The following is a 25,774-nucleotide window of genomic DNA, read 5'->3' as shown; positions in this document are numbered from 1 at the left end:
ATTATATGCCTTTAAATTGTATGAATGCTAATGTGTAAAAAGGTGGTCGGTTTTCGTGTGGTTGATCACCACCTGTATCATTTATATTTAAACTATGGTTATGGTCACCTGATGGATTTGTTGTATGATATCCAGTTCCTTCTGGTGGCTCACTTCCTGTTGCTGGCTTACCAGATCCACCATCACTATTACTGTTTTGAGTTGTGTGTGTATGCTCACCTGATGTACTTGTATTACCAGTATGACTGTGGCTAGGCAACTGTGCTTCTGTTAGTGTAACCTCTTTAGATCCTCCTGTATTTCCTACAGCATCATAGTCTGGATCTGTTGGATCATAACCAACTATAAAACGCTTTCTTAAATCTACAGTACCATTTTGACCATCACATAAGTACCAACCTTCAGGTAACTCTGTTGGATTTCCTGCATACATATCAATCTTATCAATATATAAAGCAGATCTTAAAGGATAAGCTCTTACAAACTCACTCCATGGTACTTGTGCAGCTCCAGTTCCAAAAGTGGCATAACGTCTATAAAAAGTCGGTTTTTGTTGACCGTCTTCAAATAGCAAATCAGTAACCTCTTCTTTTATAATGATGTTAGTTTGTGTTTGACCACCTACAAACTCTAAAAGCTCACCATTATAATAGATATAACCATCTGTTGTGGTGTTACCTAAAACATTGCAACCTTTAATAATTGATTTTTCGCCAACAATCTCTCCTAAAGCTTCAAAAATCTTTAGGTTGGTTTGCAGCTTAGACAAGCTTTCGGTTTCTAATCTATAACCGCCTGTTTGATCAAAATTTATATGATTCATATTTCTTCTATTTTGTAGCGTTTTACGCCTTCATTATAAAATTCAATGTGTGCTTTTAATGCAAATATTTGCTCTGCAACTATTTCTGCAGGCACATAAACAATGTAATCCACACCAGTATCGGCATAGTCATCAGAGCTGTATAAAAAAATAGTACCTAAAAACCTTGGTTGCTCTTCTCCTGGTGTATAAATGTATTCAGGATCAAATGCATTACCATTACCTATGTAAATGCGTCTTAACTCATTATCAAACTTATCATTCAAACTCTTTTGAAAGTAGCATATCTGTGCATTATGCTTTAGTTTATATAAGTGATCCTGGCGCATTCTATACCAATCATCATAAAGCAATACTAAAGGCGCTAATAATGACTTTAAAAATGCCTTATGTAATGGTAGACGTAATGCTTTTACATAGTTGCCTATACCAAAAGTTTCTATGTTTAATCTAGACCACATATTCTATGTTATCAAAGTTGGCAGGCTCATAATATCCTGATACTGGTATTCTTTTAATATCTATAACTGTTGGCGTTCCATAATCATCAATAGTGGCATCTATCCAACTACTTGAGGCTTGTAGTAATGTTGGAATAATAACACCTTCAACCGCTTGTAACTTATCTACTAAATGCGCCAACACAAGCTCTCCGTTAAATGGCAGCTCTTTTAAAAATTCTTTAATAGCGTCTTCTACTGGCTTGTTACCATTTAAAATGCTTACACCGTCTTCATTAATCACTAAAGGATCTCGTTGTATTTTTAAATTTAAATACAGCATATCTGGTAAGTAGTTAATAATGGTTACATAAGTACCAGCCCATTTAATCTCCTCAAAGTAAGCTTCTACAGCTTCCTTTTGCTGAGCTGTTACAGGAGATAAAACATCATTAGTTTCAGTTGCTATTTTTATAACAATCTGTCCTGGTATCTCGCTATTATTTACTGCGCTATATTTTATAATTTGTGCAGCTGCTATTTGTTCTGCAGTAGCACCTTCAATATCAAACTCATCAGACTCTGGTAACAAATCAAAACCATATAAAAACTTTAAAGCCATACTACGATACCATGGTAAACGTCCGCTTTTTTGATCATAAAGTTGATCTGTTACTTCTTTTTTATGCTCTCCAAAAAACACCTCTAAAGTGTAAACAACTCCAGCAATCACACTAAACAAAATATTTTCAAAAGATACCAGGCTAAATTGTGCTTCAAAAGTTTGACCATCAACTAGCCCATATTTTTCAATTATCTCTGGTTTAGTGATGAAGCTTTGTGTAATACTGTTTTTTATTTCTGTGTATGTTCTCATTATTCAACTATAAATGTTGTACCAATAATCATATCTCCAATGCCATCACTACCTTCATTTGCTACTTGTGCAACTGTTAATCCTGTAGCAGGCTCATTGTATTTATTAAAAAAAGAAGCTACACGTTTATTAGTAGCAGGAAAAGCGTTAATCTGCTCGCCAATGGTTAAATGATCTGTAATGCTTTTGTTGTTAAGTACAGCCATAGCCACAACGTTTTCAAAGCTTCCTGTAAGCTCTACAACTTTGTCTACAAAACTTTGTCCTTGTTTAACTACATTACTCATAATGTGCTTCAATATTTATTTTATCTAAGCTGTATAAATCAAGCTTAGTAATCTTTAATCCATCTCTAGCAAACTGCTCTCTAATCTTATGTCGGTACTCTAATAAATCACTACTCAACAATAAGTCCTCTATACCAACTCCAATAGTAGGATTGTCTTTTAAATCGTTAGGGTGTATCAATAACAACAGCGCTTTATTTTGCTGTAATGTGTTACCTACAACCAAACCACTTGTGATTAATCCAGTAGCATCTTTAACAACATCTATTTTTAGATCCATTAAGACACCATCATCTTCACTGTCTACTATTTGTATTGCGTAATCTTTCATTATTCCAAATTACCTTCAAACGTTCCTGTCACAGCACCTCCTGTAGCACTTGTTAATCCTGTGGTATAAATAATATCTGCTTCTTTTACATAGTCATCAATAGCATCGCTTAAACGTGTTGCAAACTCTTCAATAGAGGTGTTTTCTCTTTGCAACATATCAGTCATAATACCAACAATCTCGGTTTTTAATGCTGTTTTATTTAATGCCATTTTAAATCTATTTTAAAAGCTGATCCACTTTAATTTCTAATTGTTCTAATGCTGTAATCGTTGGTGGCAAAGGTGTACCACTTGGACCAGCTGGAGTGTAAACCTTAAACTGAGATAACAACTGTTTTAAATCGTCAAACAACTCTTTTAAACTTGTGTTGTTATTTGCCAGTTTTACCTTTTTATCGGTACTGTCTAATAGCAGCTCCAGTCCGTTTTGTTTAAACTCAAATTTTTCTAATTCATCTACTTTAATAACACAAAGGTTATCAAGATCTCCACTTAGACTGATCAGTAAAACTTTAGTACCAACTTTAGGCGTTAGCTTGTAATAGTTGTCACTTTCGTCTATGGTAGCGCTTAACTTTACATCTGTTAGTTCCAGTCCACCTTCAAGCTTCACCTTTACAGTTTCTGCTTGTACAGATACTACTGTTGCTTTTATTGGTAGATTAGGATTAGCACCAACAATCTCTTTTAATAAGCGCTTAATCTCTTGCACATTATCTCCAGCCATACTAACTTAATTTTAGTCCTGGTGTGATGGTGCGCTTACCACCAGCTTCAGAGATATTTGTATTTACACTCTTTACATAATAAAAAGCGGTACGATCAGGATACTCTTCATCTTTTATCCTTGCAGAATAGGTAGGCTTTACAAAAGGAATTAACCAGGTATCAAAGCTACCTTCATAACCTGCAGCACTTCTTTTAATCACTTCATTATCTGCTATGCGCTGCATAGATGCCTTACTCATACTACCAACTTTTAAAGTCACTTTATCTCCACCTGTGGTACCAGATACAACCTTTTGCACGTTGCCTTTTAAATCGGTGCTTTCAATAGTCACTTCAACTTTAGCATCTAACTTGTTGTTAAATTCTAAACTTGAATTTTCTATGTTCTTTTGCATCGAGTAAAAAACCTCTCCAGCCTTTTCTATGTATGGCGGATGGATATGCAGTATTTTGTTCTCTGTATCAAAGTAGATATTAGCTTTAGTTTCGTCATGCAGTTTTTTTAGTACATCATAACCTGTTGCTTGATGTATGGTAAACTTCTCGTAAGCAATATCATAATCACAGTTTAAAGTAAAAGAGCCATCTATTTGATCTAATAAGTACTGTGCTATTTTTGGTAAAGATGTAGGCTTTAATTCTACATCATTAACACCAACTCTAAACAAGAATAATGCGTCTTCACAATTAATTTTCAAAGAGCTATCACTGTTAACTATATCATTGATATAGCCAACAAACTCGGTTTTTAAATCACCGTTATAACCTAATTGTATCAATACTTTTGTACCTCTTTTAATCTTGTTTTCAAAATTTAAAGGAGCATTAAATACAGCTTCAGGTAATACAATTACTGCAGTATCTGTAAGATTGTCAACACTACTAATAATGTCACATTCTGCCAACAATGCTAATTGTGTGCGCTTACCTTCAGTATTAAATTCTATGTACCAGTCTAGGTTATACATTCTGTTTTATTTTGAAAAAGCGCCTGCCTAAAATCAGGCGCTTTTTAAATCTTATTTAAATAGGTTTTATTAGATATTTAAATCCTGGTAACATAATCCGTCTCTAGATTTCCTGAAGACATATTTAGGATCTAATGCAGCAATGATTTTATTACTGTACCGACTGGAGCTTAGTGTAGCAAACAAATCAGGTTTTAATAATTGATCATTGTTGTATGGCAGTCGTTTGACTTGGTATAAATAGGTTGTATTAAAGTATTTAAATGTAATTGTCTTATCAACCTTAACTAAATTGGTTGTAATAGCTGTCTCACAATTAGCATTTTTATAGATGCTCACATCAAAATAACCATCGGCTCGATGTACTCGATACGTTGTTACAAGGTTAGCATCTGATACTAGGTTTTTGCAGACTGTATTCTGCGTTTCAATGTTTTGGCAGATTAAATCCTGCACTTCTATTTGTACACACGCTGGAGCAACTAAGTCTAATGACTTTACTACTTCAGTTTTTGAATTTTGGATCAGGTCTGGTGTGTTACAGTGTCCTGTGAAGCTAATCATACCGATTAGCAACATTAAAATCCAGCTTCTCGCTTTCATGTTATTTTCTATATTTTTAATCATTGATATCTAATAATAAATTGTAGGCAAAGTCACTATAAGCTTTAATCTCATAAGCCTGTACGTTTTCGCCTTTTGTAAAAGGAAAACTAAAGTCTTCTATTACTATTTGATTAATCCCTAACAGCTGTAATGGCTCACAATAAACGGTAAGAGACCTGGGAGCAGTCATTTGGTCTCTTAGCCGTTCAAAGTCCTCTCTAGGGAAACATTCATCTACACTACCAGTTAATATTGATCCTATCAATACACCAGTAATGGTTATTTCATAATCAGCTTGATTCCATCGCTCCTTAATGGATCCTATCATGTTTTGCGCTTTGGCTACATTACGTCTTACAATTGTATTTTTACCTGTAATGTTAACCATTGGCTCATATGGTAATAAATACCTGGTACCATCTTCAGCAACAAATGAGAACGGAAAAAACTGTCTGTCTTCAGGTAGTGGTGCATCTGCTTGATGTACACTTCCGTTATAGTCTCCAGTAACCGTTGCTATTTTATCTGCATTAGTTTTTGGTAAAAAAGGAATTGGTGGCAACACACGCTTCATTAACTCGTTTTGAACTGCGTTAAAACGGGGTATGCTTTCAGTAACCTTGCTACCTACTAAGCTGCTAAATAATATGCCTGTACGATCAAATACCATTATGATCCTGCTGTTGTTGCTAATGCTAATGTTCTTAAAAGAGCATCGCTAGTTTTTGTTTCTATCTGTTTAGCACTATCATCAAAGTCATTGCCTTTAATAGTTAATTGTTCTATTAAGCTTTGTAAAGTGATGTGTATGCTTGTGTTTTTAGTTCCACCTGTAGCAATAGCTTTGTTTGTTTTTTCAAGCTCGCCATTAGATCCGCCATTATTACCTGGTGTTAAATTGTTTGATGTTGTTCCTGGTATTTTTGGTGCAGTAATACCAGTACTGCTTTCTTCAGTATCTTTTTTCCATGTAATAGATCCTGCTGCATTTTTAAATGCGTTAGCACTTGCTAGAGCAGTTTCTTTTACTTTTTTAGCTTGGTCTATGATTGCTTTTTTTCTTGCTTCAGTATCTGCATTAATCTTAGCAATCATATCATTGTTGGCATTTTCGTCTCCCATACCAACAGCATTTTTAAACTCGTACCAACCTTTTTTAATCTTGTTAATACCAATCATAATACCGTTAACCACTAAGCTAAAATGTAATTTTGTTGCCTCTACAAAAGTTTGAAATAAGAGTTTTGCACCTTCAACGGTGTACTTCCAAGCAGTACCCCAACCTTCAGTTTTAGAAATTACCCAAGCAATAGCAGCACCAACCGCTATAATTATTGCAGGAATTATAAATATTGGTGTCATTGCAGCATTTAATGCCCATTGCACACCAGTCCATAATGAAGTAGCTGCTGTTACAATTCCAGTCCACAACGCTTGCATTTTTTGAGCGCTAGTAACAAAGCCGATCATCTTAGCAAATCCGCTAAATATTGGGATGAGGTTAGACACATCAAATGCGATGTCTCCTAATACTTTTGCATATCCTAAAGCGCCACCAGTTGCATTGAATAAACTTATTTTAAGATCATCAACTCTAGCTTTAAGCCTCGCATTTTTCTCTGCTTGAGACTCCATAACTATTGCTGCTTGATCATAAGCTGTATTGGTACCAGTTATTGCTGCAGTTAATCGTTCAGCTTCATCAATACCATTAATCATGGCAATTGCTGCGTTGCTATTTTCTTTACCAAACATTTTAGTGACTAATGCCTGATCATTCATAATAGCTCTTAAAGGTTTTAAGCGCTCTGATAACGTTAAGCTTTTATCGGTTAACAGGTTAATGTCTATACCTGCAGATTGTAATTCGGTACGGACATCTTTTGGTAAAAATCGACCTTGAGATAATGTAGCCATAACGTTACGTAAAGCCACGCCACCTTCGCTACCTTTTTTTCCTGCCTTATCTAATACCTGAATATATCCATTAGCTTCATTAAATTGTACACCTGCTGTTTTTGCTGCCATACCAGACTGCTCTAAAGCAGCTTTAATCTGTGGCAATTCTGCACTTCCTTCTTTTGCACCTGCAGCCATAATATTCATCATGTCTGCCATTTCTTTACTAGCTTTAATTGGATCTTCAGTAGATACCTGGTATTGATTCATTGCTGTGGTCAATACTTCAGTAGCTGCTGCTGTATCTCCGCCCATAAGTTTACTGGTTACAGAGACATTTTTACCCATTTCATTAAGAGCTTCAGGTACTTTTGCAATTTCAGGATTAAGTTGTGAAAGGATTAGCTTGTATGACTCTACACCTTGAGCAGCTTCGCCACCAAAAACCTTAGCGTTTTGTCTAGCATAACCTTCTATTTGTTTAAGCTTGTCACCTGCAACACCTGTAATAGCTTCTAGGTCGGATAAAGAAGCATTTAGCTTTATACCAGGATTACTCATTGAGTCTAATCCTTGTGCTGCAAATTGTATGTTTTGAATAAATGAGGTTAATTGGATACTACTTAACTTAGAGTTGATTTTATCCATAGCGCTGGAAAAATTCTTGCTAAGTCCTTTTACACGACCATCTACGCTCTTTAAGTTGTTATCAAGCTTATTAACTGAAGCTGACACCTTATCTGCGTTAGATGAAAATTGTAATATGTAGTTTAAAGTATTATCCATAGAGAGTAGAGCTATTGCTCTTCAGGATTTTCTAGTTTCCTTATGTATTGTAGTTCTTTAACTTTCTCAGCCCATTCTTTATCGCTTAGGCTGTCTGGATCATCAATCCTGAAATAGTAACGCAGTTGTGCGTTACTAATTCGGATGTGATCTGTTGGGCTTACTTCAGCAGCCTTTAAAGCTCCTCCAGGCTCGACTCTTTTATTTCAATTAACTTTTCAAGTTGAGCGCATGCTCCAATAAAATAAGAGTCTTTGTTTAGGATATCTTCGTCTCCAGCTAACCAACAGGTTTTAAGCATATACTCGTTATACTTCATTGCATCGTTTGATCCAACTTTACTAGCATAACTGATTTCACTACGCTCTGGATTTCTGACAATAGCTTCTTTCTCAGCTACTTTTAATTTCCAAACCTTTTCGTATTTAGCTTTCCAGGCTTCAATCATATCAGGTGTTACCTGATCTAATGGTATGTTTTTGTTTGCTCCCATAATATATTAGTCTACGTTTTGCCAGTTTAAGCAGATAAATGGTAACTCTATCTCCATAAACTTATCGCCTTGTTTTAAGCTTTCGTCTATTTCGTTTATTCTTACACCTACAGCTCTTTTTCTTGTAATCGCATCTCCAAGACTTGGATTTCCAAATCCTACTAATACATCAAATGCTAGATCTAATGCATCTCCACCTGCAGCATCATCTAAAGCGATTAACTCACTTTGCAATACTGTAATAGATCCTTCATAGGTTTTGTTTCCTGTTTGGATACTGTGAGGATTTCTACCTTTAGCGTGTAAAGCTTCACGTTCGGCTTTACGATTGATCTTAATAGCTCTAATTCCAGTAATATCTCTACCTGCTGCAATTACAGTTACATCAGCCCATTCGTATTCTCTACTATTAAATGCCATGTTTACTTATTAATTTAAGGTTACACCATAGCCTAAAGCAATCTCAAAGAAGCGTGCATAGCCTTTTGGTCGTACTTGTAGCGTTAGGTTTATTTTGTTTGTAGTTGAGACGTTAGCTTCAGCATCAAACTTTGCTTTTACGCCTAAATCGTCTTTATCGGTAGGACTTGCACTAAGCTCTCCGTTAGCCGTCATTTTTGTAGCAATTTCACGCTCAATATTTCCTTCTACACTTGCTGCGTAAAACGGATCTATTGCACCTTGATTGGTTAAAGTGAAATCTTCCAAAATCTCCTCACTTGCTACGTTATGAGCTAATCGGTAAGCTTTATCAATTACTCTACGTCTAGCAATACCATTATAATCCTCTTCAGGATCTGTTGCTAATGGATCATCTGTAAAGTAGTATCCTGCTTTACGTGCATGTGTCCTAAAAGTGATGTAGCCTTTATCATGTAAAGCTTCTACATCTACATCTTCTACAGCATCATCTACAATAAATGCAGTTAAAGTCTCTAAAGATCCACGCTTTACTTTTCCTGCGTTTTCTTGTACTTGCAATGTGCTTAATCGACCTGCCAACACTTGAGAAGCTGCTCCGTTATGAGACACGTCTCCTGTGCGTTCTTTTGTTTCTCCAACAAAAACAGCAACACGATTGTCTGTTCTCTCTGTTAGAGCAGGCAAGTCTGATGCTACACCTGTATAACCATAAGCTTCTAAGATGACATAGAAAGGCGCATAGTTATCTTTGGTATAGTCTTCTGCTAATTTTTGTGCTGCAGCAATTGCTAAAGGTACATCTGCATCCATACCGTTTTCTACTGTTATGGCTTCAGAAGGATCATAACATGTAAACACGCCAGAGATTTCTCCTTTTGCTTTATCTAACATTGTGTGTACTGGTGCTTTACCTGTACCAACATTTACAGTAAACCAACTGGTAACTGTAGTTGTTTTAGCAACTCCCATAAGCCACAACTTTGTACCGCTTCCTGCTTCAGCATAAAACTCTTCTAAAGCTTTATACAGGTGGTAGTTGTTTACATCTGGAGTAATGCCTAAAGCTGCAACATCTTGCATGCTTTTTACCTCATAGGCTTTGTCAAGCTCAAAGGTATCTGCTACTGCAACAGCGCTGGCAATTAAGCCTAAAACACCATCTTCAGTAGAGACTACATTACCAATGTTGCCGTTTGTAAATTTTATATTTAATCCTGGTAACATATCTTACTTGTTATCGTTAACGTCTTCGCTTGTAGATCCATCATCTGTAGATCCTGCTGCACTTGCTTCTAGTGCTTTGATTTTTTCTGCTCCTGCAGCTTTTACTGTTTTAGCAGTTTCTCCTTTTAAAGCTTCGGTTACAGCTTCAACTGTATCTAAAGCATTAATTGCTGCTATACGCTCTTCAGTACTTGCTTTTTTACTGCTTTTATCTGCAGTATTGCTTTTTTGCTTGTTATCGCTAGAAACTACAGCACCACGTTCTACTTTTTTAACTGCCTTATTTTCTAAAGACTTCGCATGGTTTTTAGCATTGTTTTCTGTGAAAAACTTTGTACCATCGCTAGTCTCGAAGTATGCTTTTAAGGATGGATTTGCTTTAAATACTTTTTCTGGTTTCATAATATCTATGTTAATTGTTGTTATTGCGTTGCTCCCTACGTGCTTTTCTTTTGGCTTTGCGTTCTGGATCACCAGAAAACAACCTGCTAAAAAAGCCCCCTTTTTCTTCAGTATCTTCAGTATCTGGTTGTACTTGATCTGTAGAGTCCTGGTTAGAGTTATTAGTCTGAATAGCGCTGTTGCTTTCAGGTTTTATAATGATATTGACAGGATCTGCTTTTTTAGACTTGATCTTATCAAATTGATTATTTACAGTGTTATTGATAGCAGTAGTTTCTTTACGTATGGCTTCTCTTATGGTTTCTTCTTGAGAAGCTACAATACGCTCTGTGGTTTTTATAGAAATTGTAAAGCCAATAAATACACCTACAATTAATGCTATTATGGTAATGGCTAAATTTTCTGCTACGTTTTTCATTTTTTAAATGTGTCTTAAATAGGTTTTAAATATTCATCTCAAAATGAGGTGTGTCTATAAAACCGTCTTTGATGTCGTTTTTATTCCAATCTCCGCCCCAACGATTTTTAGGATGTAAGCTTTCCCAATAATCTCCTATCTCTTTAATGTCTTCAAATTTGTAAGTAAGGTTTCCGTTTTTAAAGAAATTGAAGTCAACAGCTAATCGCCTAAGATGATTACTATTCATCGTTTTAGATTTACCAGACTGCACATACAAAAGCTGCTGCTCTCTAGTGCGGTAAGCTTCGCCAAACGTTAACTCTATACCTTTACTAAAAGCAAACTGTATAAGCTTAGAAACGTTTAATGTAAATTCTCTTTGATGTTGACTTAATCCCATTTACGGATGTTTTTCTTTATACTCTTCAAATTCTTTTTTTAGTGATCTATACTTACCTTTCCATAAGTCTAGATTTTTCTTAACAGACTCCAGCTCTGACTCTATATCTTTAAATTTCTCATCGTAACGATTTTTTAAATCGGTTAAAACTTCTTGATATAGATCTACTACCGTTTGTTGTCCTTGTAATTTTCTTTGTTTACGCTCGTGTAACCAAGCGCCTAATCCTGCGGTGGATGTCACTAAACCAGTGACTATTTCACCTAAGTAGTTTTCAATACCTGCCACTAGCTGTTAATTATAGGCTTCCTGTTTTACCAGGAAGCCTAATTAATATTATATGATAGCTCCGATACCTTTTGCTTGGTATGGTGTAGCCACAAAGTAGTGACGGTAGTTAAGCTCGTTAGCTTGAGTTCTTGGGTTTTGAGCTGATGCTATAAAGTATTGTTTTGTAATACCTGTTTTCTTAGCAACACTATCTACTCTAAACAATACAGACGCTTCTTTGTCTGTTGCTACAGGAATGGCACCAAAAGCTTTTTTGTCTCCGTTTGTATCAAATACAGGATGTGTACCATCATCAAACTTATGCAGTTCAAAACCTGCAATTTTAGGAGAAGGCATACCTTCTTTATAGTTTACCAACTGATCTCCGAAGTTTTTACGATCTAATAATAAATCGTTCCAGTGATCTTGAGTTAAAACTGCTCTCCAGCCTTTACCTTTACAACGTCTTTTAGCTTCTACTAAATCATCATAAACTAATCTTAGACGACCTGAAGGATCTGTTAAAGGTGTTGCTCCACCGCCACCTGTTGCTTCAATTACAGGAGTAGCTACACTATCTGCAGCAGGAGCTAAAGCGTGTAATGATTTGTTAAACTTGTTAGATTTGATTGACTTAACGTGTGACTTTGTCACCGTATCAATCTTATCGTAAGAAGCTCCAATGGTATCATCGTCTGACACAGACGTTACTTTAGTTTGATACTTATCTAAAGTAATTTGTATTGTATCATCGTCATACTGTTGTACTTCGATTGGATAAGTTGTATTATTGATTAATACATCTACATCAAAGTCCGTTACTGGTACGTGGATGATTTGTTTTTCTGATAACGTACCTTCATTAATAGTGGTTACGTTTGTTGCTATTTCTGCAATACCTTCTAGCCATGTAGCGACATCACCTTTTTCAAGGTTGTCAATAACTCTACCTAACCAAATTTCTGGGTGATTTTGTGGCATCTCTATTTAATTTGAGTTAATAATTTTTTGTAAGCTTCTGGCTGATCATTTTTAAATGCCAATTGCTGAGCATCATCTAACTTTTGGAAGTCATCCATAGATTTAACTTCTCCAGCATCTTCGCCAGTATTTTCAATTTGAGCTGCTAATGACTTCTTAGCAGGAATAGATCCTAACGTGTCGTCTAAAAGAGCCTCGTCTGCTAAACCTAAGCTTACAAACTTCTCTTTTTTGTCTGCAGGTATTTTACCAGCCTTAATAGCTAGCTCAACTTTGTTTTCAATCGCTTTTTTAGCAGCTTCCTTTTTGTCATTCTCAAGGATCTCCAGTTTTAACTCAGCAGCTGTTTTTTCAGCGCTTAGTTTTCCAATTGCAGCATTTACGTCTTCTACGTCATGCTCTAGTTGTGTTGCAGCAAAGCCTAATGCTAAAGCAGCTGCTTGTGTTAATGTGATTTTCATTTTATCGTTGTTTTCGTTTTGTGTTTCGATGTTTGGATCTACACCTTCAATAGATAGACACAAGTCTTTAACCTCTTCGTCTTTTAATGGTGTATCGCTGTCTGGAGCATAAAGTCTTATGCTATTGGCATTACTTGGTACAGCTACTATTGAGACTTCGTATAGTTCGCATTTTTCAAGCACTAACTTACCAGCAACCATTTTTAAGTCTTCACGTCTAAAGGTTACTCCCATAGAGCAACTTTTAATAAAGCCTCTTTCAACCTTACCCTGTATTTTAGTTACGTCTTCATCTTCGCTATCAAAAACAGGTACTCCTGTAAGTTGTCCGTTATCCACTTTTACATCTTCCCACTTTCCTAGTACACTCTTAGTACTATTCCAATGAGAGTCAAGCATTATCGGATTTTGTTTAAAGCGTTTAAGGCTTATGCCTGATGTAGGGATGATGAAGCCGTAACTATTTGCTACAGACTCGTCATTAAATACAAATGGTTTTGGTTTTGGCATTTAATCCAGAGTTTTTGTTAACTAATTCAGACCACAAAGATTTAAGAATAAAAAGTACTGTACAAAAATCTGTAAAGTCCTTAATCAGATGTGCAAACTTAGTTTAAGCAAGTGTTTAGTTAGTTTTCTGAATTTTTCTTTCAGATAGTATTTTACAGAGTTTTGTATAAAATATTAAAGATGGGATCAAAGAAAACAGACGCTCAAGCGTTTGCTAAAATGCTTTATACAGATAGCTCTCAAAAGCTTACTCAAAAAGAAATCGCAGAACGTGTTGGTGTTAGACCTAACACCGTTGGTAAATGGATTGAAAAATATGGATGGGATAAATTAAGAAAGTCTTTAATGGTAACTCGCCAAAAGATGATTACCGATCTGTATGATCAGTTAGAGATCCTTAACGACCACATTAAAAACAGACCGATTACTTATGACATACCAGATAAGTATTTAAAAGGTCAAAAGGTTAAAGATGCTGATGGTAATGAGACAATTGTTTATCCTACTTATAATGAAGCCGATTTTCCTATTGCTACTGGTAATTTTCCAACTACTAAAGAAGCTAATACCATTGCAGTAATTACAACGTCTATTAAACGCCTGGAGACTGAGACCTCTATTGCAGAAATCTACGAAGTTGCAACTGGTTTCTTAGAGTATTTAAAACCTCAAGATTTTGAATTATACCAAAAGCTTGTGCCTGTTTTTGATGGATTTATTAATTCTAAATTGGTTTAATGGCTTCAGCTGAACAAAAAAAATATCTAGCGCTCTGGAAACAATACAGAGACAATACTGCAAAAGCAACTCCGATAGATCTTAATGAGACTGCTATCGAGAAGCAAAAGCGTATTGCCACGCTAGAGAAAAATGACGAAGCCTGGTTTAAATACTACTTTCCTAATTTTTATACTTCAGAGCCAGCTCCTTTTCATGTGAAGTCTACAAAGTTGGTAATGAATAATCCAGAGCTTTATTTGGTTAGGTCATGGTCTAGAGAGTTGGCTAAGTCTGCTCGTACCATGATGGAAGTCATTAAACTAACTTTAACAGTTAAAAAGTTTAATGTTTTACTAGTATCTAATACACTTGATAATGCTGAGCGTTTATTATTACCATATAAGGCTATACTTGAGTCTAACAATCGAATTATTAACGATTACGGTAAACAAGAAAGCTTAGGTAATTGGGAAGCTGGAGAGTTTATTACCACAAAAGGTGTATCCTTTAGAGCATTAGGTGCAGGACAATCACCTCGTGGTACCAGGAACGATGCAAAACGACCTGATGTTATCTTAATCGATGATATTGATACCGATGAAGAGTGCAGAAATCCTGTACGTGTTAAAGCTAAAGTAAAGTGGATTAGTGAAGCGCTTTATGCGACTAGATCTATTAGTGAAGATTTACTATGGATAGCTTGTGGTAACATTATAGCAAAATATTGCTGTATTACCGAAATGGGTAAAATAGCAGACGTACATGAGATTGTAAATATTAGAGATAAAAATGGTAAGAGTACCTGGTTAAATAAAAATACTGAAGAGTTAATTGACCGTACATTATCTAAGCAACCATGGAGCGCTCAACAGAAGGAATATTTTAATAATCCAGTATCTGAAGGCGACACCTTTAAAGAGATCACTTATGGTAAAACACCAAAACTTTCAACGTGTGATCAGGTAGTTATTTATGCAGATCCATCAACTTCAAATAAAGATAAAGGCAAAAATAAACAGGCTTCTTACAAAGCAGTCGTTATTGTTGGGTCAAAAGGAAGAAAACGCTATTTGTATAAGGTTTGGCTGGATCAGACTAGTAACGCCAAATTTGTAGACTGGTTATATGAAGCTTACCAATATTGTAAAGATCAAGGTGTAGACACCTTACGTGTAAGTATAGAAAACAACACACTACAAGCACCTCATTATGAGCAGGTATTGTTACCGCTTATTTACACAAAGTCTGCTCTTTATGGTTACACCTTGCCAATTACTCCAGATGGTAGAAAAAAACCTGATAAGTTTTTCAGGATTGAAGGTACGCTAGAGCCACTTAACCGCTTAGGGCTTTTAATATTCAATATAGACGAAAAAGAAGAGCCAAACATGAAACGTATGCACGATCAAATGTTAGGCGTGTCTGTTAGTGCAACTGTTATGGACGGACCAGATGCACTAGAAGGTGGATGCTGGCTAATTCAAAATAGAGCAATACAAAAAAATACAACCTATGTCGTAGGCACTAGGGATAACCGAAAATATTAAATTATGTTTTTAACTCAAGCAGATTTGCCTAGTGTAATCTATGGCTATCAAATGGATCAAATCACAGAAGGTAATGATGACATTATCGATATGGCTATGGCTGCAGCAGAAGAGGAAATAAGAAGTTACTTAGATCCTAACAATCAAAAAGAGTGGCTAGATGGACGTTTACGTTATGATGTCGAAGCTATTTTAAGTGCTTCTGGTACTGATAGAAACCCATTAATACTAAAGCATTGCGTGACCATTGCTAAGTGGTGGATTGTCGAATTGTGTAATGCAGATATTATCTACGAGCAAACCAAAGAGCGCTATGATCGTGCTACAAATTGGCTAAAGCAATTAGCAAAAGGCGAAGTCAACCTAAGCACATTACCAACCATTGATCCTGCAACAGAAACCGAAGAGGACAGCATACAACCATTTAGCTACGGTAGTAGACCTAAATTTAATCACGAGTAATTATGGGTAGAAAAAATAGAAGACGTTACCATAACGGTAGACAACACGCTACATTGGCTAATGTAAAAACAGGTGTAAAAAAACCAAAGGTAGCAACACAGATAGCTCCTAAAGCTGTTGCTAGAACTAGACAGGATATTAAGAGTTGGAATAGAGCGCTGCAATTAACACAATTAGAAGATAACCCTAAATGGTATTTATTGCAACAATTATATGATGAGATTAGCCTTGATGCTCTTTTAACTAGTCAATACAAAAACAGGCAACTTAAAGCGTTGTCTGAAAAGGTTGTACTAAAAAAACCAAACGGAGAGATTGACGAAGAGCAAACCAAGCTTCTTAATAACGGTATTTTTACCTTAGAGATTAACCGACATATTTTAGATTCTAAATATAGAGGTCATTCTTTAATTGAGTTGTCTATTGATGAAGACGATAAAATTCAGGTTGAGTTAATACCTCGTGCTAACGTTAATCCTCGTGATGGAGTTGTTTATCCTGATTATACTGAAGACAAAAAAATAGACTATCGTAACACGTCAGAGTATGGTACCTGGTTATTAGAATTTGGAGAAGCGCTTGACAAAGGTTTACTTAATAACGCTGTACCACACGTGTTGTTTAAACGTTTTGCTCAAAGCTGTTGGAGTGAGTTGTGCGAGATTAATGGTATTCCGCCACGTGTAATGAAAACCAACACACAAGATCCTACTGCAGTAAAAAGAGCTGAAGCAATGATGCGAGATATGGGTGCAGCTGCTTGGTTTATTATTGATGAAAGTGAGAAGTTTGAATGGGCAGCAAGTGCCACACAAAGCGGAGACGTTTATAATAAGTTAATCACTTTATGTAATAATGAAATCTCATTATTAATCTCTGGAGCAGTAATCGGTCAGGATACTAAAAACGGAAGTAGATCCAAAGATGAAAGCTCTCAGGAAATGTTGCAGGTTTTAATTGATAGTGATTTAAGACTAGTTGAGCAATATTGGAATGAGACCATTATTCCTGCGCTGGTTAGAATTGGTATTTTAAAAGGCGAGTTAATCTATGAGTATGAACAAACAGAAGATCTTGATCAGCTTTGGACAATTACTAAAGAGATTTTGCCATACAAAAATATTGATGATGACTGGATCAAGGAAAAGTTTGGTGTAGAGGTTACAGGAGACAGACAAAATGCAAATCCTCCAGGAGAGCAAAAGCTAGATTTTGGTTTTTTCGGTTAAGCCCCAAAGTTTATTTTGGGGCATTGCATGACAGGTTAAGCCACTTATATGGCTGTACATGTACTAATTGCCAAACAGAAAAAGAGACGTTAAACTTAACGTTTTCTGATCAGTTGAAACCTCTTTTAAATGCAGTTGAAAAGGCTTTTAAAAAGCTTCATATAAAGAAAGGTTACAAGCCTGAAGATTTAGAAGACACCAAAGAGTATAAAGCCATTATTGACGAAACGTATCGCGTTTTAGCTTCAGGAATTGAAGACAATGATCTGTCTGAAGGTTTAAAAGAAAACCTAGATAAAGATGTCTACAGGTTTAGCCAACTAAAAACACACGCTCAACTTTTTGAAGCTGCTGGATTACTAACCGATGATAAAAAGCAAATAAAAAGCTTTGCTCAGTTTAGTAAAGATATAGCTGCTATAAAAAAAGACTATAATGAGACTTATTTAGAAGCTGAGTATGAGTTTGCTGTTGGCAGTAGTCTTATGGCAGAACAATGGGAAAACTATAGCGATAATGATCGTTATTATCTGCAGTACAGAACAGCTAACGATGATCGTGTAAGAGATAGCCATAGAGCGCTACATAATATTACATTGCCAAAAACTGATGCGTTTTGGGATTACTATTTTGCTCCTAATGGTTGGCGCTGTCGTTGTACTGTAGTACAAGTATTAGCAAGTAGCAATACTAAAAGCGACTCTAAAAAAGCATTAATAGCTGGCGAAAAAGCCACAACCAAGCTAAATAAAGACGGAAAAAACACACTTGAAATATTCAGGTTTAATCCTGGTAAAAAAGGTGTCGTATTTCCACCTAAGCATCCTTATAATAAAGTTGCTGGAGCTAATAAAGTAAAACGCAAAAAGTAATGTTTGAAAAACTAGTACAGCAAATAGTGCAAGATACTGCAGTAGATCTTACTCAAGCTTTTGATCGAAACTTTGAGAGCAAATCCTTTTTTAATAAAAAATGGAAAAACACCAGGTATCCTAATCGTAGAGGATCACTAATGATGCGCTCTGGTAAATTAAGACGAAGTATAAAAAGCAGTACTGCTAATGGTGTGATCCGTTGGAAAAGTGCAATGCCTTATGCTTCTATACACAATGAAGGTGGCGAGATTAAAGTTACAGCTAAAATGAAGCGCTTTTTTTGGGCTATGCATTATAAAGCAAAAGGTGCTGCAGGAACAGGTAACAACCAACGTAATAGAAAACTAAATGAAGAGGCTTTAAAGTGGAAAGCTTTAGCCTTGCAAAAAGTTGGTACCGTAATGACTATTGAGCAACGCCAGTTTATAGGTTGGCATCCTCAAGTAGATGTTATGGTAAAAAGAATAGTTAATAATAACCTTGCTGAAGTTAATAAAGCAATAATCAATAAATTAAAGTAATATGGATGCTATCATAAAAAATATACAAGATAAACTAGCAGAAATCTCTTTTTTACACATCGATGAAGATTGGGGACAATTAGATTATTACTCACCTAATCCGCCTGTAAAGTTTCCTTGTGTCTTGCTAGATGTTGCCTCTGCTAATTATAGCAATATTGGTAAAGACAAAACAAAAACACCTATTAACAGGCAACATGGCGCTTGTAGTTTAACAGTTAAAGTGGCAAATTTAAAGTTAACTAACAGTAGTGTTAAAGCACCAATACTACAAAAAGATGCTGCTTTTAGCGTTAATGGATTGATCCAACAGATCCATGAGCTGTTACATGGTTTTAATCCTGAAGCAAACAGCACAGGTTTAATACGTGTTAGTAGACAGCGTGTAATTAGAGACGATGGTATCCAGGAGTATAATATTACTTACACTTTTGAACTAAACGATGTTTAAAACATGCTTAGCTGAGACTCTTCTATGGCTTGTATTTCTTTAAGCTCTTTGTCTATTGGTGTGTTTAAAATAGTGTACAAAGTAGTACGGCTAATTGGATAGTGCGGATAAATGTATTTGCGCAACAAAACCGTAATAGGTATATCTTCTGAGTAGTGTTTGTTGTACAAATCTACTACTAGCTTGTACCTTAGCAATTTGTTTTTTTGGATACCTAATTTTTGAGACTGACGATTTGGCATAAACAAATTTACATTTTTTATTGATATGACAAAATAATAAAAACCAACTAATTACAGTTGGTTTTTCACAGAGTTATTAACTAATATAATAGAAGTCTTTAATAAAACCTTATATCTAAAACTGACCAATTAGATATTTCGCTTGGATCATCTTTTAGCCACTTTACTTTTACAGTTGCATTTTTCTTAATTGATCCACCAAAACTATTGGTTGCATTAAATGTTTCTCTGTACTCAAAAGTGTTATCACCTAAATCTGAAATAGTTTCATTATGATGAAACTTTACATCTAAAGGGTTTTTTAGATTTCTGATTATAGCAGATCGTGCTGCTTCTTTAGCATCTGACTCATCAGGCTTAGAATTTCCGCAACTTAAAATTAATAATGCGCTTAATAGTAAAAGTAGTTTTTTCATAAATTATTGATTTTAACGTCTCTTTTATGATACGTTTTGGATTGTCCAGGATCCATCAAAAGCTTTTTTAAAAGTAAACTTATAGGTTGATCCTTTAGCGGTTTGATTTTTATAGTCTTTGCTTATTGTAGTTTTATATGCAGACGGATTAAAGTGGGTTTGCCACAAATAAAATAGCGTATCAAAGTTACCTTTAATAGATTTAAGTTTTACAGCATTATCTAGTGTGTAAAAATCAAACACGACCGCTTTTTTAGCTTGTTTAATAGCATCAAAGTCTGAGACTGCTATACTATTAGGAATTAACACCAATCGTTTAGTAGAACTTTTAAAAATATGGTATTGTGTTGGTGCTTCTTTTAAAAGGTTTTTAAAAGTCGTTTCTTGATCATTTAAATTAACCTGGTTAAACTGATCTTGAGCATTGCAAACTGCAGCTAAAAGTAAGAATAAAGCTAAAAGGTATCGTTTCATAAATTATTGATTTGATACAAAGGTAGTTAATTTTGAAAACTAAATTTAACAGTACATAAACGCAATTTAAAAAACTGCGTTTATCCTTATATTATGCTACAATAGCCATCGAGGCACGCAATCAAACCAGTAAATAATTACGGCAATATTGGTTTCAATATTTCATTACCACATTCAAGGCAATATCTATCCGAACGTCCGTTTTTTATACAAGGGTCTTTACATTCCTTAACTTCTTTTCCTGCTTTCAAGTAAGCCTTGAACGACTCTTTGAATTTTTGTTTTCTATGTGAATCCATAATGGTAATTATTTAATAGTTTAAAAGATTGCTTATTGTAGCATAACGGGCAGCGTAATGGCTACGCATCGGCAATCGTGAGTTAATATTTGTTTTCTTTTGTTCTTATTCGATAACTACTATAAATAACAAAGTATAAAGTTCATAGATGCGCAGCTCAATCGGTTTTTACGTGTATGCTGCGCATCCACAAACCTTATACGCTGCCCGTTAGTAGCAATTAAAAACATGAGCTTCTACCATCTTGGAAACTCACCGTTTTCATTAGCAACGGCAAAGTCAACTTCTTCACTGTAATAACCGTTACTTTCACCATGCCATCTAATGTCTATAGATACTTTTTGCGTTCTAATCGTATAAAATGTCCAAGTTTCGCTACCCCAATCAGTATCTTTTTGGTTACTTCTTTCTTCTGCTAAAAGTATTTCTTCCCCTATTAAGTCGGTTAATGTTCCGTTAATATCTTCAATGGTTACTTCTTCACAGCAATCTTGCGAGTGATACATTTTATACTTACTACCGTCATTACACGTAAAGTATATTTCATTATCATCAACTTGTTTAACGTCAGTTAATACTTTGCCTTTTAAATCTTCAAATTTTGCCATTACTTTTGTTTTTAAAAGCAACTAACACCGTATATAAAAAATAGCTGTTAAGTGCTTTGGTTAATGTTATTTAATATTTATTTTCTTTGTGTTTAATTCTAATTTTAAGCGTGTTTAAACGCTACTTCCCATATACGTGGCACGTTAAATTAAATTTTAAGCCAAAGATATCTTTCCTAAAAAAGCGTCTCCTGAACATTATTGGTTTTAGATTTGATTTCGTTTATAAATTTAATTTCAATATCTAAATTTGGTTTTATCTCATTAAATCTATTTTCTTGATCTTTGAACTCTTTTTTACCAATCTCATAACCCACAAATATACATTCATTTTTATAGGCTGATATTCTATTTGAGCCGCTACCTAAATGAGTATCTATTATTTTAGAGCCTTTTGGGATATAATTTTTGTAGATGTAATCGTATACTTTAACAGGAGTTTGACATCTATGTATTCTTTTTTCACATAAACTTTTATTACCCTGAGATTTTTTTGGATTTAATAAACTTTCTCCTTGTAACATTCCATTCCACATATAAGAAAATAAGCGAGTGCTTTTAAAAATATTTGTCCAAAATATTTCACAGTCTGAAAAATCATTACCCCCATTTACTTTATCCCAAACAATTCTACCTGAAGAGAACTCTGGTAAAAGATTTGTAAAATGATTACCTCCTTTAATTATTTGGTATCTTGAAATTCTAAAAAGATGATGAAAATAATCTTTTGTTGGCTTATTTAAATCCCAATCGGAGTCAGAATAATCTTTTGGAGGTATTTTTGTTTTTTTACCATTTGTCTGCAAAACAGGATTGTTTCTACTTTCTGGTTTTATTGAAGTCTCTTTTATGCCCCAGTTTGGATCTACTATTGCATAATCAAAATGGTTTGACTTATAATTAACCAAATCAATCATACAATCTTTATTATAAACTATACTATTCATGAATTAAAAACAATATAAAGCAACTGTACAATGACAATTATTATTAATAGCGCTATAATGTAATTACCTAAATTGTATTTGTATCGTCTATGCATATTATCGGTTTTAGAGCCTATTTTTTTAATTATCGGTTATAAAGGCTATTAATTTGGTTAAAGTGATTTGGTCTATTGTTTTGCCTTGTTCTGCTATTTCTATATTGCAGTGCTGCTGTTTAAATGCTTCGCCATCATATTCGTTAATAACTTCTATTAAAGAGTTTGACGTTTCTATTTTGGCGACTTGGTAATTAAATGCGGTGTTAAACTCGTCTGGAAACACTTTACTTTCTATTGTAAAGCCAAGTGCTTTAAGTTGGGTATTTGTTAATTTACTCATAATTTTAATGCCTTAATCCACAATTGCTACAGAAGTAGCCTTTTTCATCTCTTTTTACTGGCATTTCTATTTCGCAGTCAAAGCAATGTAATTTAAAAGGCATTTTAGCGGTATTTAAACGCACTATTTTACCGTTAAAATAGCGTCTTATAAAGTAACCTCTTAAGATGCTTATTACTGTAAAAAACATAGTTATTAAAAGGTTTTTACTGCTACTGCTTTGCAAACCAACTAAAGGAAATATTAAAAAGGTGCTGGCGTAACTAATAACAAAACCTATGGCGGTATTGCTTAGTGCTTCTATAAAGCTGTGTTTTTTTGATTGCATGTTGTTTAATGAAATTTTTTAATTATGTATTCTTTTTGCTTAGGTGTAATCTTACGTGGTTTATTATCTGGAGTAGTTATATACCTAATGTTGTATGAGTAAATCTGATCAACAATATTTAAAGCCTCTAAAAAAACATTAACAAGAGATCTATAAATTAGTATAAATGCAAATGCTACTATCCATGACCACTTTCTTTTTACACAATAGTAACCTGGTCGTTCTTTGTGATCTATCCATTTGGCTTTATAGAAAATCATTAACCAGTATATCTTTATTTTTTTCATGGTTAAATGTTATTAATTAAATCGTCTTCAAATTGCTCTGTCATACGACTTAGATTTTGTAATAAGGTAGGTAAGGAATAATCCCAATCTAATATTGATCCGCTTTCTGAAGCTTCAAAATACACTCTTCCGTTTTCGTCTTTTTTTGCTGTTATTTCTATCATTGCTTATTCTTTTAATTGGTTTCTATCTAAAGACTCTATTGCATTTACAGTAACAGCTGCTAGCTGTACAAGCTCTTCTCTTAAATACTCAAGTCTGGTAAGTTGTTGTTGTATTGTTGGCGGAAAACCATCTTTATTAGCATATTCAAAATGATGCTCTAAAGCTTCTTTAGAAGCCTCTCCAAATTCTTCTCCTATAATTGCGATCCATTCTATTGGTAAGTGGTCTTGTTTTCCAAATTTTAAATCTTGACGTTGTCGCTCTTGGTGTAATTCAACCAGTACAGATCTAGTTTTATTTGTACTCACCTCTATTTGATCCCATATAATCTTAGAAATAACAAGAAATTTATTATCTGAAAAATTTATAATCCAGTCTCCATGATTAGCAACTACATCTCCTATCAATGTTTTGATTATTAATGTAGGTATTCCATTTGGGTATTCTAAATAAAAGAAGTCACCTTCAGTTTTTGCTTGACTAGCGCCTTTAATATTCTCTCCTGTAAGAAAGTTATAAACTTCTACAACACTTGAGCAATCACCATTTGGAGTTCCTTTCCATTGTACTGCTTCTAATTTTCTTCCGTTAATATTTACTGATGTTTTCATTATTTACGTTTTTTATAATTATTAATTTTATTTTTTAGTTGGCGTTGTTCTGCACGTCGTTCTGCTCTGGTTAATTCAGGTAAGTGGCTGTATTCTTTTATAACTTGATGAGCAATAACTGCTCGTTCTTTTGGTGTGTTATATGTGCTATCTATACCTTTAACAAAAGCTTCTGCAGGAGACATGATTTCTATGTTTTGCTGCATGGTTTTTTCAAGCAATAACATCATTGCTTCTTTGCCTTGTCTTGGACTACCTATTATTATTACTTTTTGCTGCATTATAAATATCTGTTAGATGAATAACCTGTTATTGGATGCCATTTGTTTTCCCAAAATGGATGATTTAATACTCTTTTAAACTCTTTTTCTTTTACAACAGATTGTTTGTCTGATCCTAAAGCTTTACGGATGTTTTTTTTATTAATATCTCTGATAACTTCTGCTGGAACTTCAATATTATTACGCTTATAATAAGCTCTTATACATCCTTGTGAGACATGACAAAAATTTGCTATCTCATTCATGCTCATTTTTAAATAATTTGCTTTAATAAATGCTTCTTGATTTGTTGAAAACTGATGCGGTTGTCTACTCATTACTTATAAAATTTTTTTATGTTAACACGTCCTTTAACCACTTCTTGATTAGTGCGATCTAAGTGACGTATGGAATTATGAAGGCGTTTATCTATATCAGACTCGCCTAGATCTGATTTATGGTTTTGAGAGTTGTTTATTGCGTTAGAGATAACTATCTTCTCTTTGCGTTTTACATAATCGCTAATGTGGCGTAGTATTCTTGCTGGTGTTAACTTGTAACTGTCCGACTCTTTAATCTCTATACAAATGGCTACAAGATCCTCCAGGCGTAATTGTCTGTACTCGTACTTTGCTAATATCTCTGTAGCTATAACATCTGCCTTTTCTTGAGTTAGCACATTATCAAAATACATACTGGTACCAATAAACAGGTTACAGATACAAAGACGCACTTTGTCTTCGTCTTTTTGGCTTAGTCTACCTACAGATCTGGAGTTTGATTTTGCTGCAACATTTATATTCATATTGCCATAATATCTTACTACTTCAGAATTTTTATAGTTGGACACTGCCACCAGACTTGTTAGAGAAGGTGTTATTTTGTTTTTTGATTGCATTTAATATGATGTTTAACTTGCTATTAATGTATTTTAGATCTGTGTTGTCTTGATGAAACTGCGCTAAGGTGTGCCACTTATCTAAGATGACTTTAAACAGCGCCAAAGCTTCTGTATCGTTATTGTTTGAGAGCTTTTTTAGGTGTGCTATTATAGATTTTAAAGCATTACCATCTGCACCTGTAAACTTTGGCTCTATACCTTCTGAGTAGGTGTTATAAAACGTGTACCACTCCGACAAAAACATACTGTAAAGGCTTTTTTGCTTTTCGATCTTGGTATAAGTTACTTTGTATTTATAAGCTGTTTTAAATTGATCGATACTACTTTCTAGACGTGGTACAATACGACCTAATTGTCTTAGCATAGCATCGTCTAGTTTACCTCTTAGATGCTCTAGCTTTTTAAACTTATTATCTCGGTACGTTACTTTTAGATCTGTACCAGTTTCTGTTATTTGTATGTTGTAATGTGTTGTCATTTAGCAATCGGTACGTTTGTTTAATACTTCTCCACATTGTTTGCAAATACTCCAAACCTCTTCACAGGTTACTCCAACACTTTTTACAACATCTGTAACTTCAAAATGACTGCAACCCATAGGTTTTGCATCTTTTGGTGGTGCTGCATAATTATCATACCAGTTTAGATCTGGATCATCATCATCAAAGCACCTGCTAATGGCACAATAAACAAGTGCGATGACAATGACTGCTATTAAAATAATCAGGGAAGTATTCATTA

The 25,774-nt window shown here is 34.6% G+C and carries 41 protein-coding genes; 7 read left to right on the top strand and 34 right to left on the bottom strand.

Features of this window, described 5'->3' with window-relative positions; all coding sequences use genetic code 11:
• Position 1: 1 nt before the first annotated feature.
• The 20 genes from WA327_RS11770 to WA327_RS11675 all read right to left on the bottom strand — a co-directional run bounded on the left by WA327_RS11770 (position 2) and on the right by WA327_RS11675 (position 13,312).
• Positions 2-823, bottom strand: coding sequence for a phage baseplate protein (locus WA327_RS11770; RefSeq protein WP_336070015.1), 822 nt, complete (start codon positions 821-823; stop codon positions 2-4).
• Complete coding sequence (locus WA327_RS11765; RefSeq protein ID WP_336070012.1) at positions 820-1,284, bottom strand: hypothetical protein; 465 nt, start codon at positions 1,282-1,284, stop codon at positions 820-822. Before WA327_RS11765 ends, WA327_RS11770 begins: the two co-directional genes overlap by 4 nt.
• Entirely contained in the window at positions 1,274-2,140 is an 867-nt protein-coding gene (locus tag WA327_RS11760) for a nucleotidyltransferase (protein ID WP_336070010.1), read from the bottom strand. Before WA327_RS11760 ends, WA327_RS11765 begins: the two co-directional genes overlap by 11 nt.
• Positions 2,140-2,427, bottom strand: a complete 288-nt coding sequence (locus tag WA327_RS11755) for a hypothetical protein (protein WP_336070008.1) — start codon at positions 2,425-2,427, stop codon at positions 2,140-2,142. Before WA327_RS11755 ends, WA327_RS11760 begins: the two co-directional genes overlap by 1 nt.
• Complete coding sequence (locus WA327_RS11750; RefSeq protein WP_336070006.1) at positions 2,420-2,758, bottom strand: hypothetical protein; 339 nt, start codon at positions 2,756-2,758, stop codon at positions 2,420-2,422. Before WA327_RS11750 ends, WA327_RS11755 begins: the two co-directional genes overlap by 8 nt.
• Positions 2,758-2,970, bottom strand: a complete 213-nt coding sequence (locus WA327_RS11745) for a hypothetical protein (protein ID WP_336070004.1) — start codon at positions 2,968-2,970, stop codon at positions 2,758-2,760. Before WA327_RS11745 ends, WA327_RS11750 begins: the two co-directional genes overlap by 1 nt.
• 7 nt (positions 2,971-2,977) lie before the next feature.
• Positions 2,978-3,487: a hypothetical protein gene (locus tag WA327_RS11740; protein ID WP_336070001.1), complete on the bottom strand. Its 510-nt coding sequence runs from the start codon at positions 3,485-3,487 to the stop codon at positions 2,978-2,980.
• Position 3,488: 1 nt separating this feature from the next.
• Positions 3,489-4,457 carry a hypothetical protein gene (locus WA327_RS11735; RefSeq protein WP_336069999.1) on the bottom strand — a complete coding sequence of 323 codons (969 nt, stop codon included), beginning with the start codon at positions 4,455-4,457 and terminating at the stop codon, positions 3,489-3,491.
• 69 nt (positions 4,458-4,526) lie between these two features.
• Positions 4,527-5,060, bottom strand: a complete 534-nt coding sequence (locus WA327_RS11730) for a hypothetical protein (RefSeq protein WP_336069997.1) — start codon at positions 5,058-5,060, stop codon at positions 4,527-4,529.
• 16 nt (positions 5,061-5,076) lie between these two features.
• Entirely contained in the window at positions 5,077-5,733 is a 657-nt protein-coding gene (locus tag WA327_RS11725; protein WP_336069995.1) for a DUF6046 domain-containing protein, read from the bottom strand.
• Positions 5,733-7,748, bottom strand: a complete 2,016-nt coding sequence (locus WA327_RS11720; RefSeq protein ID WP_336069994.1) for a phage tail tape measure protein — start codon at positions 7,746-7,748, stop codon at positions 5,733-5,735. Before WA327_RS11720 ends, WA327_RS11725 begins: the two co-directional genes overlap by 1 nt.
• Positions 7,749-7,923: 175 nt before the next feature.
• On the bottom strand, positions 7,924-8,241 hold the full coding sequence (locus tag WA327_RS11715) for a hypothetical protein (protein WP_336069992.1): 318 nt from the start codon (positions 8,239-8,241) through the stop codon (positions 7,924-7,926).
• A gap of 6 nt (positions 8,242-8,247) precedes the next feature.
• On the bottom strand, positions 8,248-8,661 hold the full coding sequence (locus WA327_RS11710) for a hypothetical protein (RefSeq protein WP_336069989.1): 414 nt from the start codon (positions 8,659-8,661) through the stop codon (positions 8,248-8,250).
• 9 nt (positions 8,662-8,670) lie between these two features.
• Complete coding sequence (locus WA327_RS11705; protein ID WP_336069987.1) at positions 8,671-9,888, bottom strand: DUF2586 family protein; 1,218 nt, start codon at positions 9,886-9,888, stop codon at positions 8,671-8,673.
• A gap of 3 nt (positions 9,889-9,891) precedes the next feature.
• Positions 9,892-10,290, bottom strand: a complete 399-nt coding sequence (locus WA327_RS11700; RefSeq protein WP_336069984.1) for a hypothetical protein — start codon at positions 10,288-10,290, stop codon at positions 9,892-9,894.
• A 10-nt stretch (positions 10,291-10,300) separates the two neighbouring features.
• Complete coding sequence (locus WA327_RS11695) at positions 10,301-10,708, bottom strand: hypothetical protein (RefSeq protein WP_336069981.1); 408 nt, start codon at positions 10,706-10,708, stop codon at positions 10,301-10,303.
• Between the two features lie 25 nt (positions 10,709-10,733).
• A complete protein-coding gene (locus tag WA327_RS11690; RefSeq protein WP_336069979.1) occupies positions 10,734-11,090 on the bottom strand; it encodes a M15 family metallopeptidase in 357 nt (118 codons plus the stop codon).
• Positions 11,091-11,378 (bottom strand): hypothetical protein, encoded by a 288-nt coding sequence (locus WA327_RS11685; protein WP_336069976.1) that lies wholly within the window; start codon positions 11,376-11,378, stop codon positions 11,091-11,093.
• A 48-nt stretch (positions 11,379-11,426) separates the two neighbouring features.
• A complete protein-coding gene (locus tag WA327_RS11680; protein WP_336069974.1) occupies positions 11,427-12,341 on the bottom strand; it encodes a hypothetical protein in 915 nt (304 codons plus the stop codon).
• Between the two features lie 2 nt (positions 12,342-12,343).
• A complete protein-coding gene (locus WA327_RS11675) occupies positions 12,344-13,312 on the bottom strand; it encodes an HK97 family phage prohead protease (RefSeq protein WP_336069971.1) in 969 nt (322 codons plus the stop codon).
• A 180-nt stretch (positions 13,313-13,492) separates the two neighbouring features.
• Here WA327_RS11675 and WA327_RS11670 point away from each other — a divergent pair, with 180 nt between their 5' ends.
• The 7 genes from WA327_RS11670 to WA327_RS11640 all read left to right on the top strand — a co-directional run bounded on the left by WA327_RS11670 (position 13,493) and on the right by WA327_RS11640 (position 19,117).
• Entirely contained in the window at positions 13,493-14,050 is a 558-nt protein-coding gene (locus WA327_RS11670; RefSeq protein ID WP_336069968.1) for a terminase gpP N-terminus-related DNA-binding protein, read from the top strand.
• Entirely contained in the window at positions 14,050-15,579 is a 1,530-nt protein-coding gene (locus tag WA327_RS11665; protein ID WP_336069966.1) for a hypothetical protein, read from the top strand. The genes WA327_RS11670 and WA327_RS11665 overlap by 1 nt, the downstream gene beginning before the upstream one ends.
• A gap of 3 nt (positions 15,580-15,582) precedes the next feature.
• On the top strand, positions 15,583-16,041 hold the full coding sequence (locus tag WA327_RS11660) for a phage protein Gp36 family protein (protein ID WP_336069963.1): 459 nt from the start codon (positions 15,583-15,585) through the stop codon (positions 16,039-16,041).
• A gap of 2 nt (positions 16,042-16,043) precedes the next feature.
• The gene (locus tag WA327_RS11655) at positions 16,044-17,270 is read left to right on the top strand and encodes a DUF935 family protein (RefSeq protein WP_336069960.1); all 1,227 of its coding nucleotides are present in this window, start codon (positions 16,044-16,046) and stop codon (positions 17,268-17,270) included.
• Positions 17,271-17,383: 113 nt separating this feature from the next.
• Complete coding sequence (locus WA327_RS11650; RefSeq protein ID WP_336069959.1) at positions 17,384-18,142, top strand: phage minor head protein; 759 nt, start codon at positions 17,384-17,386, stop codon at positions 18,140-18,142.
• On the top strand, positions 18,142-18,666 hold the full coding sequence (locus tag WA327_RS11645; protein WP_336069956.1) for a hypothetical protein: 525 nt from the start codon (positions 18,142-18,144) through the stop codon (positions 18,664-18,666). Before WA327_RS11650 ends, WA327_RS11645 begins: the two co-directional genes overlap by 1 nt.
• Before the next feature lies 1 nt (position 18,667).
• Positions 18,668-19,117, top strand: coding sequence for a hypothetical protein (locus WA327_RS11640; protein WP_336069953.1), 450 nt, complete (start codon positions 18,668-18,670; stop codon positions 19,115-19,117).
• Here WA327_RS11640 and WA327_RS11635 read toward each other — a convergent pair.
• From WA327_RS11635 to WA327_RS11570, 14 genes are all read right to left on the bottom strand, one after another.
• Positions 19,114-19,359 (bottom strand): hypothetical protein, encoded by a 246-nt coding sequence (locus WA327_RS11635; protein WP_336069951.1) that lies wholly within the window; start codon positions 19,357-19,359, stop codon positions 19,114-19,116. The genes WA327_RS11640 and WA327_RS11635 overlap by 4 nt on opposite strands.
• Before the next feature lie 98 nt (positions 19,360-19,457).
• Positions 19,458-19,775 (bottom strand): hypothetical protein, encoded by a 318-nt coding sequence (locus tag WA327_RS11630; protein WP_336069948.1) that lies wholly within the window; start codon positions 19,773-19,775, stop codon positions 19,458-19,460.
• 24 nt (positions 19,776-19,799) lie between these two features.
• Positions 19,800-20,249 carry a hypothetical protein gene (locus WA327_RS11625; RefSeq protein WP_336069946.1) on the bottom strand — a complete coding sequence of 150 codons (450 nt, stop codon included), beginning with the start codon at positions 20,247-20,249 and terminating at the stop codon, positions 19,800-19,802.
• 535 nt (positions 20,250-20,784) lie between these two features.
• A complete protein-coding gene (locus WA327_RS11620; protein WP_336069945.1) occupies positions 20,785-21,156 on the bottom strand; it encodes a hypothetical protein in 372 nt (123 codons plus the stop codon).
• 176 nt (positions 21,157-21,332) lie between these two features.
• On the bottom strand, positions 21,333-22,103 hold the full coding sequence (locus WA327_RS11615; RefSeq protein WP_336069943.1) for a DNA methyltransferase: 771 nt from the start codon (positions 22,101-22,103) through the stop codon (positions 21,333-21,335).
• 120 nt (positions 22,104-22,223) lie between these two features.
• Positions 22,224-22,481 carry a hypothetical protein gene (locus WA327_RS11610; RefSeq protein WP_336069941.1) on the bottom strand — a complete coding sequence of 86 codons (258 nt, stop codon included), beginning with the start codon at positions 22,479-22,481 and terminating at the stop codon, positions 22,224-22,226.
• A gap of 4 nt (positions 22,482-22,485) precedes the next feature.
• Complete coding sequence (locus WA327_RS11605) at positions 22,486-22,809, bottom strand: hypothetical protein (RefSeq protein ID WP_336069938.1); 324 nt, start codon at positions 22,807-22,809, stop codon at positions 22,486-22,488.
• 289 nt (positions 22,810-23,098) lie between these two features.
• On the bottom strand, positions 23,099-23,260 hold the full coding sequence (locus WA327_RS11600) for a hypothetical protein (protein ID WP_336069935.1): 162 nt from the start codon (positions 23,258-23,260) through the stop codon (positions 23,099-23,101).
• Positions 23,261-23,263: 3 nt separating this feature from the next.
• Entirely contained in the window at positions 23,264-23,872 is a 609-nt protein-coding gene (locus tag WA327_RS11595; RefSeq protein WP_336069932.1) for a hypothetical protein, read from the bottom strand.
• Positions 23,872-24,153 (bottom strand): hypothetical protein, encoded by a 282-nt coding sequence (locus tag WA327_RS11590; RefSeq protein ID WP_336069930.1) that lies wholly within the window; start codon positions 24,151-24,153, stop codon positions 23,872-23,874. Before WA327_RS11590 ends, WA327_RS11595 begins: the two co-directional genes overlap by 1 nt.
• Entirely contained in the window at positions 24,153-24,470 is a 318-nt protein-coding gene (locus WA327_RS11585) for a hypothetical protein (protein ID WP_336069929.1), read from the bottom strand. Before WA327_RS11585 ends, WA327_RS11590 begins: the two co-directional genes overlap by 1 nt.
• On the bottom strand, positions 24,470-25,030 hold the full coding sequence (locus tag WA327_RS11580; RefSeq protein WP_336069928.1) for a hypothetical protein: 561 nt from the start codon (positions 25,028-25,030) through the stop codon (positions 24,470-24,472). The genes WA327_RS11585 and WA327_RS11580 overlap by 1 nt, the downstream gene beginning before the upstream one ends.
• The gene (locus tag WA327_RS11575; protein WP_336069924.1) at positions 24,969-25,511 is read right to left on the bottom strand and encodes a hypothetical protein; all 543 of its coding nucleotides are present in this window, start codon (positions 25,509-25,511) and stop codon (positions 24,969-24,971) included. Before WA327_RS11575 ends, WA327_RS11580 begins: the two co-directional genes overlap by 62 nt.
• The gene (locus tag WA327_RS11570) at positions 25,512-25,772 is read right to left on the bottom strand and encodes a hypothetical protein (RefSeq protein ID WP_336069921.1); all 261 of its coding nucleotides are present in this window, start codon (positions 25,770-25,772) and stop codon (positions 25,512-25,514) included.
• Between the last annotated feature and the right edge of the window lie 2 nt (positions 25,773-25,774).

Source organism: Mesoflavibacter sp. CH_XMU1404-2 (genome assembly GCF_037029465.1).
Classification (GTDB): Bacteria; Bacteroidota; Bacteroidia; order Flavobacteriales; family Flavobacteriaceae; genus Mesoflavibacter.
This window is presented reverse-complemented; position numbering and strand designations above follow the sequence as displayed.

Bases quoted from the DNA above. Each gene is read 5' to 3' on its own strand.
- WA327_RS11770 (WP_336070015.1), bottom strand. From the start codon at position 823: ATGAATCATATAAATTTTGATCAAACAGGCGGTTATAGATTAGAAACC.
- WA327_RS11765 (WP_336070012.1), bottom strand. From the start codon at position 1,284: ATGTGGTCTAGATTAAACATAGAAACTTTTGGTATAGGCAACTATGTA.
- WA327_RS11760 (WP_336070010.1), bottom strand. From the start codon at position 2,140: ATGAGAACATACACAGAAATAAAAAACAGTATTACACAAAGCTTCATC.
- WA327_RS11755 (WP_336070008.1), bottom strand. From the start codon at position 2,427: ATGAGTAATGTAGTTAAACAAGGACAAAGTTTTGTAGACAAAGTTGTA.
- WA327_RS11750 (WP_336070006.1), bottom strand. From the start codon at position 2,758: ATGAAAGATTACGCAATACAAATAGTAGACAGTGAAGATGATGGTGTC.
- WA327_RS11745 (WP_336070004.1), bottom strand. From the start codon at position 2,970: ATGGCATTAAATAAAACAGCATTAAAAACCGAGATTGTTGGTATTATG.
- WA327_RS11740 (WP_336070001.1), bottom strand. From the start codon at position 3,487: ATGGCTGGAGATAATGTGCAAGAGATTAAGCGCTTATTAAAAGAGATT.
- WA327_RS11735 (WP_336069999.1), bottom strand. From the start codon at position 4,457: ATGTATAACCTAGACTGGTACATAGAATTTAATACTGAAGGTAAGCGC.
- WA327_RS11730 (WP_336069997.1), bottom strand. From the start codon at position 5,060: ATGAAAGCGAGAAGCTGGATTTTAATGTTGCTAATCGGTATGATTAGC.
- WA327_RS11725 (WP_336069995.1), bottom strand. From the start codon at position 5,733: ATGGTATTTGATCGTACAGGCATATTATTTAGCAGCTTAGTAGGTAGC.
- WA327_RS11720 (WP_336069994.1), bottom strand. From the start codon at position 7,748: ATGGATAATACTTTAAACTACATATTACAATTTTCATCTAACGCAGAT.
- WA327_RS11715 (WP_336069992.1), bottom strand. From the start codon at position 8,241: ATGGGAGCAAACAAAAACATACCATTAGATCAGGTAACACCTGATATG.
- WA327_RS11710 (WP_336069989.1), bottom strand. From the start codon at position 8,661: ATGGCATTTAATAGTAGAGAATACGAATGGGCTGATGTAACTGTAATT.
- WA327_RS11705 (WP_336069987.1), bottom strand. From the start codon at position 9,888: ATGTTACCAGGATTAAATATAAAATTTACAAACGGCAACATTGGTAAT.
- WA327_RS11700 (WP_336069984.1), bottom strand. From the start codon at position 10,290: ATGAAACCAGAAAAAGTATTTAAAGCAAATCCATCCTTAAAAGCATAC.
- WA327_RS11695 (WP_336069981.1), bottom strand. From the start codon at position 10,708: ATGAAAAACGTAGCAGAAAATTTAGCCATTACCATAATAGCATTAATT.
- WA327_RS11690 (WP_336069979.1), bottom strand. From the start codon at position 11,090: ATGGGATTAAGTCAACATCAAAGAGAATTTACATTAAACGTTTCTAAG.
- WA327_RS11680 (WP_336069974.1), bottom strand. From the start codon at position 12,341: ATGCCACAAAATCACCCAGAAATTTGGTTAGGTAGAGTTATTGACAAC.
- WA327_RS11675 (WP_336069971.1), bottom strand. From the start codon at position 13,312: ATGCCAAAACCAAAACCATTTGTATTTAATGACGAGTCTGTAGCAAAT.
- WA327_RS11670 (WP_336069968.1), top strand. From the start codon at position 13,493: ATGGGATCAAAGAAAACAGACGCTCAAGCGTTTGCTAAAATGCTTTAT.
- WA327_RS11665 (WP_336069966.1), top strand. From the start codon at position 14,050: ATGGCTTCAGCTGAACAAAAAAAATATCTAGCGCTCTGGAAACAATAC.
- WA327_RS11660 (WP_336069963.1), top strand. From the start codon at position 15,583: ATGTTTTTAACTCAAGCAGATTTGCCTAGTGTAATCTATGGCTATCAA.
- WA327_RS11655 (WP_336069960.1), top strand. From the start codon at position 16,044: ATGGGTAGAAAAAATAGAAGACGTTACCATAACGGTAGACAACACGCT.
- WA327_RS11645 (WP_336069956.1), top strand. From the start codon at position 18,142: ATGTTTGAAAAACTAGTACAGCAAATAGTGCAAGATACTGCAGTAGAT.
- WA327_RS11640 (WP_336069953.1), top strand. From the start codon at position 18,668: ATGGATGCTATCATAAAAAATATACAAGATAAACTAGCAGAAATCTCT.
- WA327_RS11635 (WP_336069951.1), bottom strand. From the start codon at position 19,359: ATGCCAAATCGTCAGTCTCAAAAATTAGGTATCCAAAAAAACAAATTG.
- WA327_RS11630 (WP_336069948.1), bottom strand. From the start codon at position 19,775: ATGAAAAAACTACTTTTACTATTAAGCGCATTATTAATTTTAAGTTGC.
- WA327_RS11625 (WP_336069946.1), bottom strand. From the start codon at position 20,249: ATGAAACGATACCTTTTAGCTTTATTCTTACTTTTAGCTGCAGTTTGC.
- WA327_RS11620 (WP_336069945.1), bottom strand. From the start codon at position 21,156: ATGGCAAAATTTGAAGATTTAAAAGGCAAAGTATTAACTGACGTTAAA.
- WA327_RS11615 (WP_336069943.1), bottom strand. From the start codon at position 22,103: ATGAATAGTATAGTTTATAATAAAGATTGTATGATTGATTTGGTTAAT.
- WA327_RS11610 (WP_336069941.1), bottom strand. From the start codon at position 22,481: ATGAGTAAATTAACAAATACCCAACTTAAAGCACTTGGCTTTACAATA.
- WA327_RS11605 (WP_336069938.1), bottom strand. From the start codon at position 22,809: ATGCAATCAAAAAAACACAGCTTTATAGAAGCACTAAGCAATACCGCC.
- WA327_RS11600 (WP_336069935.1), bottom strand. From the start codon at position 23,260: ATGATAGAAATAACAGCAAAAAAAGACGAAAACGGAAGAGTGTATTTT.
- WA327_RS11595 (WP_336069932.1), bottom strand. From the start codon at position 23,872: ATGAAAACATCAGTAAATATTAACGGAAGAAAATTAGAAGCAGTACAA.
- WA327_RS11590 (WP_336069930.1), bottom strand. From the start codon at position 24,153: ATGCAGCAAAAAGTAATAATAATAGGTAGTCCAAGACAAGGCAAAGAA.
- WA327_RS11585 (WP_336069929.1), bottom strand. From the start codon at position 24,470: ATGAGTAGACAACCGCATCAGTTTTCAACAAATCAAGAAGCATTTATT.
- WA327_RS11580 (WP_336069928.1), bottom strand. From the start codon at position 25,030: ATGCAATCAAAAAACAAAATAACACCTTCTCTAACAAGTCTGGTGGCA.
- WA327_RS11575 (WP_336069924.1), bottom strand. From the start codon at position 25,511: ATGACAACACATTACAACATACAAATAACAGAAACTGGTACAGATCTA.
- WA327_RS11570 (WP_336069921.1), bottom strand. From the start codon at position 25,772: ATGAATACTTCCCTGATTATTTTAATAGCAGTCATTGTCATCGCACTT.